The sequence below is a fragment of the Lactobacillus sp. HBUAS51381 genome (assembly GCF_012641095.1).
In the GTDB taxonomy this organism is placed as follows: Bacteria; Bacillota; Bacilli; order Lactobacillales; family Lactobacillaceae; genus Levilactobacillus.
This window is the reverse complement of the sequence record NZ_JAAVSC010000010.1, coordinates 1-11,078: the sequence shown is the minus strand read 5'-3', so window position 1 is coordinate 11,078 and position 11,078 is coordinate 1. Positions and strand designations below refer to the sequence as shown.

General features: G+C 50.7%; 9 protein-coding genes. All 9 read left to right on the top strand.

What is annotated here, in order from left to right:
* Window positions 1-280 precede the first annotated feature (280 nt).
* Window positions 281-1,504 carry an allantoate deiminase gene (allC, locus tag HEQ50_RS05080; RefSeq protein ID WP_168899443.1) on the top strand — a complete coding sequence of 408 codons (1,224 nt, stop codon included), beginning with the start codon at window positions 281-283 and terminating at the stop codon, window positions 1,502-1,504.
* A gap of 55 nt (window positions 1,505-1,559) precedes the next feature.
* Window positions 1,560-2,345: a (S)-ureidoglycine aminohydrolase gene (gene allE / locus HEQ50_RS05075; RefSeq protein ID WP_020090390.1), complete on the top strand. Its 786-nt coding sequence runs from the start codon at window positions 1,560-1,562 to the stop codon at window positions 2,343-2,345.
* A 39-nt stretch (window positions 2,346-2,384) separates the two neighbouring features.
* Window positions 2,385-3,452 carry an ureidoglycolate dehydrogenase gene (allD, locus tag HEQ50_RS05070; protein ID WP_168899442.1) on the top strand — a complete coding sequence of 356 codons (1,068 nt, stop codon included), beginning with the start codon at window positions 2,385-2,387 and terminating at the stop codon, window positions 3,450-3,452.
* A 27-nt stretch (window positions 3,453-3,479) separates the two neighbouring features.
* Complete coding sequence (gene fdrA, locus HEQ50_RS05065; protein ID WP_168899441.1) at window positions 3,480-5,246, top strand: acyl-CoA synthetase FdrA; 1,767 nt, start codon at window positions 3,480-3,482, stop codon at window positions 5,244-5,246.
* A 3-nt stretch (window positions 5,247-5,249) separates the two neighbouring features.
* On the top strand, window positions 5,250-6,512 hold the full coding sequence (locus HEQ50_RS05060) for a DUF1116 domain-containing protein (RefSeq protein WP_168899440.1): 1,263 nt from the start codon (window positions 5,250-5,252) through the stop codon (window positions 6,510-6,512).
* Window positions 6,513-7,367 carry a DUF2877 domain-containing protein gene (locus tag HEQ50_RS05055; RefSeq protein ID WP_168899439.1) on the top strand — a complete coding sequence of 285 codons (855 nt, stop codon included), beginning with the start codon at window positions 6,513-6,515 and terminating at the stop codon, window positions 7,365-7,367.
* A 32-nt stretch (window positions 7,368-7,399) separates the two neighbouring features.
* Window positions 7,400-8,341: a carbamate kinase gene (gene arcC, locus HEQ50_RS05050; protein ID WP_168899438.1), complete on the top strand. Its 942-nt coding sequence runs from the start codon at window positions 7,400-7,402 to the stop codon at window positions 8,339-8,341.
* A 292-nt stretch (window positions 8,342-8,633) separates the two neighbouring features.
* A complete protein-coding gene (locus HEQ50_RS05045; protein ID WP_168899437.1) occupies window positions 8,634-9,392 on the top strand; it encodes an SDR family oxidoreductase in 759 nt (252 codons plus the stop codon).
* Between the two features lie 74 nt (window positions 9,393-9,466).
* Window positions 9,467-10,426 carry a 2-hydroxyacid dehydrogenase family protein gene (locus tag HEQ50_RS05040; protein WP_168899436.1) on the top strand — a complete coding sequence of 320 codons (960 nt, stop codon included), beginning with the start codon at window positions 9,467-9,469 and terminating at the stop codon, window positions 10,424-10,426.
* Window positions 10,427-11,078 lie beyond the last annotated feature (652 nt).

The window sequence follows — 11,078 nt, the reverse complement described above, 5'->3', positions numbered from 1 at the left end:
CTGGCAGCCGCAGGTGGTCGTCGATGACTCATTTAATCGTATTGAAATGTGAAGTTTGATGGTAATCGGAAGAAAGCGACCCGGAAAATACACGAATTTCCAAAAGAGTCTGCCTGCGGGTGGCGATGAAGGCAAAATGGGCTAGAAAAAGGCGTATTTGGGACAAAATCTAGTCAGAATGCAACAATTTCACGAATGACTTTAGCCAAAGTGACTAATGATGATTGCAATGAAAGCGCATACAATAAGCTTGTAACATAATATGAAGGAGGCAAAAATTATGGAACTCGAAAAAGTTGTTGATGAACGACTTAAGAAATTGTCATCGATCGGTAGCGATCCCACGGGTGGGATGACCCGGTTGTTGTACTCCGATTCTTGGCTGGAAGCGCAACAGTACGTTAAGGCTCAGATGGAATCAACTGGGATGGCAACCAAGTTCGATGATATTGGTAACTTATTTGGGCGAATCGAAGGGTCCGAGAAGCCTGAAGAAACCATCATGACGGGTTCACATATTGATACAGTGGTTAATGGGGGAACTCTTGACGGCCAGTTTGGGGTTGTCGCTTCGTTAACGGCTGTTCAGTTCCTACAAGAAAAATACGGCGCACCCAAGCGGTCACTGGAAGTCATTTCCATGGCCGAAGAAGAAGGTAGCCGCTTCCCAACGGTATTCTGGGGCAGCAAGAACTTCGTCGGTATTGCCAACAACGATGAAGTGAAAGATGTTGCCGATGCTAATGGCAAGAAGTTCGCTGATGAAATGCACCGCCAAGGCTTCGACTTTAGCGACAAGCAAACGCGGCGTGATGATATCAAGGCCTTCGTCGAAGAACATATTGAACAAGGCAGCATCCTCGAAAGAGAACACGAACAAATTGGGGTCGTTAACAGCATTGCCGGGCAACGGCGCTACGACATCACCTTGAAGGGTGAAGCCAACCATGCCGGAACCACGCCCCTGAGCTATCGTCATGATGCCGTTTATGGCATGGCTAAGATTGTGAATACGGCCCTGGACAAAGCTCATGAGATTGGCGATCCACTGGTCTTGACCTTTGGGAAAGTGGTGCCTAAGCCGAACACGGTTAACGTGGTGCCTGGCGAAGTTCTCTTCACGATGGACTGCCGGCACACCGATGCTGAATACTTAGTAAACTTCACCACCGAGATTGAAAACATGATGCGCGATGTGGCCAAGCAAATGGGCTTAGACATCAACATTGACTTGTGGATGGATGAAAAACCCGTTCCAATGAGCCAAGACATCGTCGATACCATCGAAGGTCAGGCCAAGACCGGCAACTACAAGTATCGCGTGATGCACAGTGGTGCGGGACATGATTCTCAAATCATTGCGCCGGTTTATCCAACGGCGATGATCTTCGTGCCAAGTATCAACGGGGTCAGCCATAACCCAGCCGAGAATACCAAGTTTGAAGACTTAGTCGAAGGCGTTAAGTTAATGGCCGATACCCTCTATCAATTAGCTTACAAATAGATAATTTCGTAAAACCACACAAAACTAGTTTAAATAAAAGTTGGGAGACTTGATCATGAGTTACAAAAACAATCGTACCGGGTATCAAAAACAATTATTAGGGTCACGTTCCGTCGTTAAGGCCGGTAACTTCGCCTTGATTCCAAACGATGGCTTAGTGAAGAATAATGTACCAGGCTTTGAAAATGTCGACGTTTCCATCATGGGAACTCCGCGTTTAGGCGCACACTTCGTTGACTACATCGCCAGCTTCCAAAAGGGTGGTAAGCACACCGGCTTTGGTGGCGAAGGCATCGAAACGGTCGCCTACGTGGTTTCCGGGAAGTTAAAAGTTTCCGACGGTAAGGAAGAAAACATCCTGACCGATGGCGGCTACGCTTACTTCCCAGAAAGTGTCATCATGACCATGGAAAACGCGCAAGACGAACCAACTGAAGTCTTCCTGTACAAGAAGCGTTACCAACCAATCGCTGGCCACAAGGCATACAAGATCGTTGGTAACACGCACGACCGGGCACCGCAAGACTACGAAGGCATGACCGACGTTCACCTGTGGGACTTCTTACCAACCGACGACTTAGGCTTCGACATGAACATGCACATCTTGGCCTTCGAACCAGGTGCTAGCCATGCTTACATCGAAACCCACTACCAAGAACACGGGGCTTACTTAATCAGTGGTTCCGGGATGTACAACCTGGACAATGGCTGGTACCCAGTTGAAAAGGGTGACTACCTCTACATGGGTTCCTACTCACCACAAGCCGCTTATGCTGTTGGCCGTGGCGAACCCCTAGCTTACGTTTACTCAAAGGATGCCAACCGCGATCCAGAAATCTAACACACGACAACACACACACTAGACTCGGAGGGACAGCATATGTCAGATTCAGGAATTACGCTAGTTGAAGCGCAAGAATTACAAGATTTGATGATGAACAAGTTTATCGCCGCCGGATTGCCTAAAGAACCTGCCGAAGAAACGGCCCGGCACCTGACCTACGCCGATGCCTGTGGGATCCACTCCCACGGGACCGTGCGGGTAGCCTACTATGCCGAACGGATTGCTAAGGGGGGCGTTAACCTCAACCCGAACATCCAATTTGAAAAGACGGGGACGTCTACCGGGGTCGTCCACTGTGACAACGGAATGGGCCAATACGTCTGCAACGAAGCCTTAACCTACGCCATCGACATGGCCAAGGAATCTGGGACGGCCGTTGTGGGTGTCGAAAAGACCGGTCACAGTGGGATGTTGTCCTACTATGTGAAGCGGGCCGCTGAAGAAGGTTTGGTTGCCATTGCGATGTGCCAATCCGACCCTATGGTGGTACCTTACGGCGGTAGTGAAAACTACTTCGGAACCAACCCAATTGCCTTTTCTGCGCCACGTTCAAGCGGCGAACCCCTGGTCTTCGATATGGCCACCACGGTTCAAGCCTGGGGCAAAGTGCTGGATGCTCGGTCAAAGAACCGGTCCATTCCGGATACCTGGGCCGTTGACGGCAACGGGGATCCAACCACGAATCCACACGACGTTCGCGGCTTACTCCCAATCGCTGGGCCTAAGGGCTACGGCTTGATGATGCTGGTTGACGTCGTTGCCGGTTCACTGCTGGGTCTGCCATTTGGGAAGCACGTTTCTTCCATGTACGCCGACCTGACGGAAAAGCGGAACCTCGGTCAATTCTACATCTTGATTGATCCGAAGAAGTTCACGGATCCTGATGCCTTTGCTAAGCAAGTGCAACAGATGACCGAAGAACTTCATGAAATGAAACCAGCCAAGGGCTTCGATCAAGTTTACCTGCCAGGTGAACGCAGCCAGATTCGCCGGAAGAAAGCGATGAAGGACGGCATCGAAGTGGCTACTGAAATTTACGATTACCTGAAGAGCGATACGGTTCACTTTGATAAGTACAATGGGCAAGGTGCCTTCGCCGAATAATTTTAACGAAAGAGAGTTGATAACTATATGCTGCACACAGTGATTGAAAAGAATAGTTATCAGGACTCCATCGTGCTCATGCTGTTGACCAACTATCTGGAAACCCTGGATGGCGTCAACAATGTACAGGTCATGATGGGAACCCCTGCTAACAAAGATATCTTTAAGACGGGTGGCCTCGCAACCGATGAATTGGAAGCGGCAACACCTAACGACATGGTCATCGTTCTCGATGTTGACAATGAGGATTTAATCGATGACGTGGTCAAGAAAGCCAAGACTTACCTGGATGAACAATCCAGTGGAAATGACGACGAGAACAGCGGTGAGGAACGGGTTAAGACCTGGGACAAGGCGCTAGAAGTTGCCAAGGACGCCCCCGTTGCCTTGATTTCCGTACCCGGCGTTTACGCCGCCAGTGAAGTCGAGAAAGCTCTCGATGCGGGTAAAAACGTCTTCTGTTTCAGTGATAACGTCACGATTGAAGATGAAGCCCGCCTGAAGCAGACGGCCCATGAAAAGGGCTTGCTGTTGATGGGCCCTGACTGTGGGACCGGGATTGCCAACGGGTTACCGCTAGCCTTCGCCAACCGGGTTCGCAAGGGCAGTATCGGAATCGTCGGTGCCTCTGGGACTGGGATTCAAGAAGTCACCGCCATCATCCACAAGATGGGTGAAGGGGTCACTAACGCGATCGGAACCGGTGGTCGTGACCTAAAGGCCCAGGTTCAAGGGATTACGTTCAAGGACAGCATTGCCTTACTGGACCAAGATCCAGACGTTAAGGTGATTGTGGCCATTTCCAAGCCGCCTGCAAAGGAAGTCCGCGATGACGCGGTCGACCTGTTACGGGCAGCCAAGAAGCCAGTCGTTGCCATCTTCTTAGGTGAAAAGCCAGAAGCCCACGAAAAGGGCCTCTACCGGGCTTACACGTTGGAAGAAACGGCGAAGATTGCGGTCGGCTTGCTCCATGGTCAAGAACCAACCGGAAACGAAGACGTTGCCGTGAAGGTTCCTGATGTGAAGCTTCAACCGCAACAAAAGTACATTAAGGGCTACTACTCCGGTGGGACGTTGGCTTATGAGGCCGCAACCTTGATGAACAACACGCTGGGTCTCCATGCCGAAAACGGCGTGGATGGGTCAATCCTGAAGAAGGACGGCTACGAAGTTCTCGACCTCGGGGACGATGTCTTCACGCAAGGCCGACCACACCCGATGATTGATGCCACGAAGCGTAAGGAAATGATGGTTTCGGCGGGACAAGATCCCGAAACGGCCGCAATTCTGTTGGATATCGTGCTGGGATACGGGACAACCGATGACATGGCCGGTGACTTGAAGGATACGATCATCAAGGTCAAGGCGGATGCCAAGGCCGAGGGTCGTGAATTACCAGTCATTGCCACCATTGTTGGGACGGACATGGATCCCCAAGACTACAGCCAACAACAGAAGACGTTGGAATCGGCTGGAGTGATTCTCTGTGAGAATAACGCCCAAGCGGTGAAGACCGCCTTAGCCATTGTGGGTCATCCAGTAGAAGAAAAGCCGCTACCAATCCTTCCAGAAAAGCCATCGCATGTGCAGATGCCAGCGGTTTCTGACAGATTAAAGGAAATGCTGACGGCCACGCGGTTCCTAAACATTGGTCTGGAAAGCTTTGCCGATGCGATTAATGAAAGTGGCGGGAGTGCTGTCCAGTTTGACTGGAAGCCAATCGCCGGTGGGAACGTTGAGCTGCAAAAGGCCCTCTTGTTCCTCAGTAAAGTTGATTTGAAAGTAGGGGTGTAATGAATGGTTTATAAAAGTATAGACGAAGCCAATCAGGCGGTCGTCTCCAAAATTATTGCCGGTTCACCATTCCTATTGGATGTTGTCCCCGCAATGGATGTTATTGATGAATTCAAACACGGTAAGGTCTTGCTTCACGCCGGTCCACCAATCACCTACGATAAGATGATTGACCCCGTCCAAGGTGCCTGCATTGGGGCGGCCCTGTTCGAAGGGTGGGCAGATAATGAAGATGACGCGCGCAAACTCATGGAAAGCGGCGAAGTCACTCTCATTCCTTGTCACCACGTCGATGCCGTTGGTCCAATGGGCGGGATTACCTCAGCTCACATGCCACTGGTTGTCGTTGAGAACCGGACGGACGGGAACCGTGCTTACTGCACGATGAACGAAGGGATCGGTGCCGTTCTGCGGTTCGGTGCCAACGGTCCGGAAGTAATTGATCGGTTGCGCTGGATGCGTGATGTTTTAGGACCAGTCTTGAGCAAGGCGCTACAAACGCGCGAACCGTTGAATGTAAACGTTTTAATCGCGAAAGCCATTGCCATGGGGGATGAATTCCACCAACGGAACATTGCCGCTTCACTGGCCTTCTTAAAGGAAATGTCTCCAAGCATTGTGGCCTTGGACATTGATCAAAAGGACAAGGAAGATGTTATTCAATTCTTGGCCGACACGGATCAGTTCTTCTTGAACATCATGATGGCCTCCGCCAAATCCGTGATGGATGGCGCTCGTCAGATTCAGGAAGGGACGATCGTTACGGCGATGTGCCGGAACGGTTACGAATTTGGTATCCGGATTGCCGGGATGGGGGACGAATGGTTCACGGGTCCCGTTAACACGCCACACGGCCTGTACTTCTCCGGATTCTCCGAAGACGATGCCTCACCTGATATGGGTGACAGTGCGATTACCGAAACGTTTGGGGTTGGTGGGTTCGCCATGATCGCCGCACCGGCCGTTACGCGGTTCGTCGGGACGGGTGGATTCTTCGATGCCCTGCACACCAGTGAGGACATGACCGAGATTACCACGGCTTCCAATCCAAATTTCCCAATCCCAACTTGGGACTTCCGCGGGATTTCTATCGGGATTGATGCACGGAAGGTTGTTGAAACGGGCATTCTCCCAGTGATTAATACCGGGATTGCCAACAAAAAAGCTGGTCTAGGACAAATCGGGGCTGGAACCGTTAATCCACCGATGGAAGCCTTCGAAAAAGCTGTCCTGGCTTATGCGAAGAAGTTAGGTTTTGAGGAATAAATGCGTGAAGTAGAAGTTCTGGGTGACCATGTACTTCTGGCTCTAGAAGATAGAGAGTGGTATGTTCACAGCGTCTTTGAACATACCTTTAATTTAACAGATAAGCAGCACACGCCGTTGGTGATCCTGACTAGCGACCGCTCAAAACTTTTACCAGGTGGACTCTATCTTCCGCCACGCGATTTTACCGATTTATTGCGTCAAATTCGAGATACCCGCAAAGTTGAATTCCACGATGACGCCTTTTATATCGAGACCTACCAAGAGACTTGGCAGCTCAAGATTACCGAGACGTTCCGGGCAGACTTACTGACCGAGGGGATTCGTTCAGACCGGCTGGGGTATCTGCTGACCAACTGCCGGAACATTGACCGACAGACCGGGTTCGACCAACCGTTTCAGGATTTCTTGACGATGGCCACGTCGCCGTATCAAAAGGAGACTTCCTGGCTAACTAATGCCGTCACCGTTCAATGGGGCGTCGACTTCTTCATTGGCAGAGGCAGGGGGCTTACCCCATCGGGCGATGACTTCTTGTTAGGCTGGATTCTCATTGATTGGCTCAGTGGTAACCATCAGGAACTCCGAGCGGCGGTTGCCTCGCGGATTGCAACAGCCAATTACACCACGGATGTTGGTCGCAGTTATCTCTACTATGCTCTGCGCCGCCGTTTCAGTAGCGCATTACTGGGCATTGTGCGGTACTTGAAGGGCAACGAACCCTTAGAAAATCTGGACAATCTTTTGGAACAAGCCATCGAGTATGGCAATACGTCAGGCATTGATTGCTTGGCAGGGATTGTTTCAGCATTGGTCTACAAGCAGGTCAATCTCGACCTTGATTTGAAATATTGATGAGATTAAACGGAAGAAAGGGGGATATCCCAATGGCTAAAAGAGTGGTTATTGCGGTTGGTGGTAACGCGATTCTCCAACCGAAACAGGATCCAACGTTTGAGGTGCAGATGGCAAACGTCCAAAAGAGTGCGGAACAAATCGCGAAGATTGAAGCCATGGATTACGAAATTGTGTTAACCCATGGTAACGGTCCGCAGGTTGGGAACATTCTCCAACAAAACGAACTGGCAAAACATACGGTGCCCGCGCTCCCACTGGACGCTTGTAATGGCGAGTCCCAGGGCTTCATTGGCTACATGTTGGAGCAAAGTTTGAAGAACACGTTGCGGCAGAATCAATCCTCGGCAAATGTGGCGACACTGCTCACCGAGGTGGAAGTTGACCGTGACGACCCCGCATTTAAGGACCCCAGCAAGCCGATCGGTGTGTTCTACACCGAAGAGGAAGCCGAGAAATTAAAGGCGGATAAGGGCTGGATTATGAAGGAAGACGCGGGTCGGGGCTACCGGCGCGTGGTGCCTTCCCCAATGCCGGCCATGATTCACGGGGTCGATTCGATTAATCATCTGTTGGAACAAAACATCATTGTCATTGCCGGTGGTGGCGGGGGAATCCCGGTCTACCAAACTGAGGATGGCCTGCTACAGGGGTTAGAAGCCGTGATTGATAAGGATCGTACGGGTCGGAAGTTGGCGGAACAAGTGAATGCCGATATCTTCATGATTCTGACCGATGTCAACAATGTTTATATCAATTACGGGAAACCTAACCAGAAGAAGCTAGAGAACGTTTGTGTCAAGGAGACGCAGAAGTATCTCGATGATGGTCAGTTTGCCGTCGGGAGTATGGGTCCCAAGATCGAAGCGGCGATTGCGTTTGCCAAAACCGGACGAACCGCCATCATCTGTTCCTTGGATGAAGCCGATCTCGCCTTACAGGGCAAGGCCGGAACGCGAATTAGTTACGCCTAGCGTGATCACAGCATCACTTAGCTTGAGAGATTGATTTGACGTAAAAGGTACCGTAAGTCATTGTGGTGAAACCGGACACAACGAACTGCCGAACACGAGCGGGCATTGACCCGTTGGTGTGGTTGTGAAGGGTCATGGTAAACGATAACGGCCAAGGGACAAGCCTTGAACACCAACGTTATCGTTGAATGCAGTCGAACGACCCAGTCGAAATGACGGGGCGTTCGACTTTCGCCGCAATCTTATTGTGAAAGTTCTTACAACCACACTAAAATTCTGGAGGTCGAATGCTATGAGTCATCGTTTAGATGGAAAAGTTGCGATTGTTACGGGAGGAACCTTAGGGATTGGTTTAGCCGTTGCCGATAAGTTCGTTGAAGAAGGCGGCAAGGTCATGATCACCGGGCGCCATGCTGATGTGGGAGAAAAGGCCGCCAAGAGTATCGGTGGGCCGGAAGTCATTCAATTCTTCCAGCACGATGCCACTGATGAACAGGGCTGGTTGGATTTATTTGATGCCACGGAAAAGGCCTTTGGCCCCGTCACCACGATTGTAAACAACGCGGGGATGGCCGTTAACAAGAGCATCGAAAACACCACCACGGAAGAATGGAAACAACAGTTGGCCGTTAATCTAGACGGTGTCTTCTACGGCACGCGGTTGGGAATTCAACGGATGAAGAACAAGCACTTAGGCGCTTCGATCATCAACATGTCATCCATTGAAGGCTTCGTCGGCGACCCTAATCTGGGGGCTTACAATGCCTCTAAGGGTGGCGTACGGATTATGTCCAAGTCGGCGGCCGTTGATTGCGCGTTGAAGGACTATGACGTTCGGGTTAACACCGTTCATCCGGGCTACATCAAGACGCCATTGGTTGACGATCTGCCAGGGGCCGAAGCCGCAATGTCTTCACGGACCAAGACACCAATGGGCCACATCGGCGAACCCAACGATATTGCCTGGATCTGTGTCTACTTAGCTTCGGACGAATCCAAGTTCGCGACCGGCTCAGAGTTCGTGGTTGACGGGGGTTACACGGCGCAATAAACGACCGTGCATCACTTGGTGAAAACGTATACAATAGAGTTGTAAACCCAAATCTTGCAGAAGGAGTGACAGTTATGGCTAGTGTTTTAGTAACTGCAGCAATTCCACAGTCTGCTCTGGCGATTTTGAAAGAAGCTGGGCTGGAGATTGATGTCTATACGGGCAGTGGATTAATCACGAAAGAAGAATTGGTTAAACGGATTGTGGGAAAGGATTATTTGATTACGCCGTTGTCAACGCAGGTTGATCGAGACGTGATTGATGCCGATCCGAACCTGAAGATTATTGCCAACTACGGTGCGGGCTTTAACAACATTGATGCCGCCTATGCTCGGCAAAAGGGCATCCCGGTCACCAATACGCCGGAGGTCTCCACGGTCTCCACCGCTGAAGTGACGACCGGGCTGATGATCACGTTGGCACACCGGATGGTCGAAGGCGATAAGCTGATGCGGACGAAGGGCTTTGACGGCTGGTCACCCCTCTTCTTCTTGGGCCATGAACTCTCTGGTAAGACGTTAGGTATTGTTGGCATGGGACAGATTGGACAAGCCGTTGCGAAGCGGATGAAGGCGTTTGACATGAACATCATCTACGCGCAACGGACCCGGCTTGATCCAGAAGTGGAAGCCCAATTCGGCGCTAAGTTTGTCAATCTAGATGAGCTGATTAAGACGAGTGATGTCTTGAGCTTGCACTGCCCATTGAACGACCAGACCCATCACATGATTGGGGCACCTCAGTTCAAGCAGATGAAGTCATCGGCTTACCTGATTAATGCCGCACGGGGACCCGTGATTGACGAGGCGGCTCTGCTCACAGCGCTGAAGGCTGGCGAATTGGCTGGCGCAGCGTTAGATGTTTACGAAGCGGAACCCAACGTTGATGATGGTTTCAAGGCCCTCGATAACGTAATCCTGACGCCGCACGTCGGGAACGCTACCGTAGAAGCGCGGGACGCCATGGCTGCGATTGTTGCCAAGAATACCGTACGGGTTGATCAGGGACAAGAACCATTACACATCGTGAATTAAGCAACACCACCTTCATATTATGATTAGAGAATAGTTTTGGCGGGATCGGCTCAGACATGGGCGGGTCCCGTTTTTTTGATTGGCTAAGGGTTGAAGAAGGTACGTGAACGCCAGCCATTCCTCCAGTTGGCATGGCCCATCGCCATTAAACGCGTCATCAATAGTCACTTGTGGCTGTCAGAGATTCCGGTGGTGTGGAGATTGCTTGCGGTCTGAGAAGGATCGGGTCTGTTCGTTTCCGGTAAATCAATTAAAATAAGTGATGGCATCGCTGTACTTATAATTGTGTAATTATGTTTATATCCCGTGTAGCCGTGAGTGAGTCAAATTTGGCCTGGAATGCGGTGGGGAGGACGGGAAAAGCTAAAGCCCTGTTTTTTCTTACTTTGAGCTGAAAGTTCACTGTCGTTTTGCCACCAACATAGCTGAAACGTGCGCCAACAGGCAACTGGTTCCGCTTAACACTGATAGTCAAATAATCCAAGGGCGGGATTATCCGTCTATCAGCGTTAATGCTCACCAGTTAACCGCCTGTTGTCCCACTCTTGCCAACACAAAAAATACTAAGCTTAGAGGCATAAGAGTTATCCGACGGGATGCTCTTATGCCTCTATTACTTTATAGTGGTAGTGAAGACAGGCCGTGCTCCTTT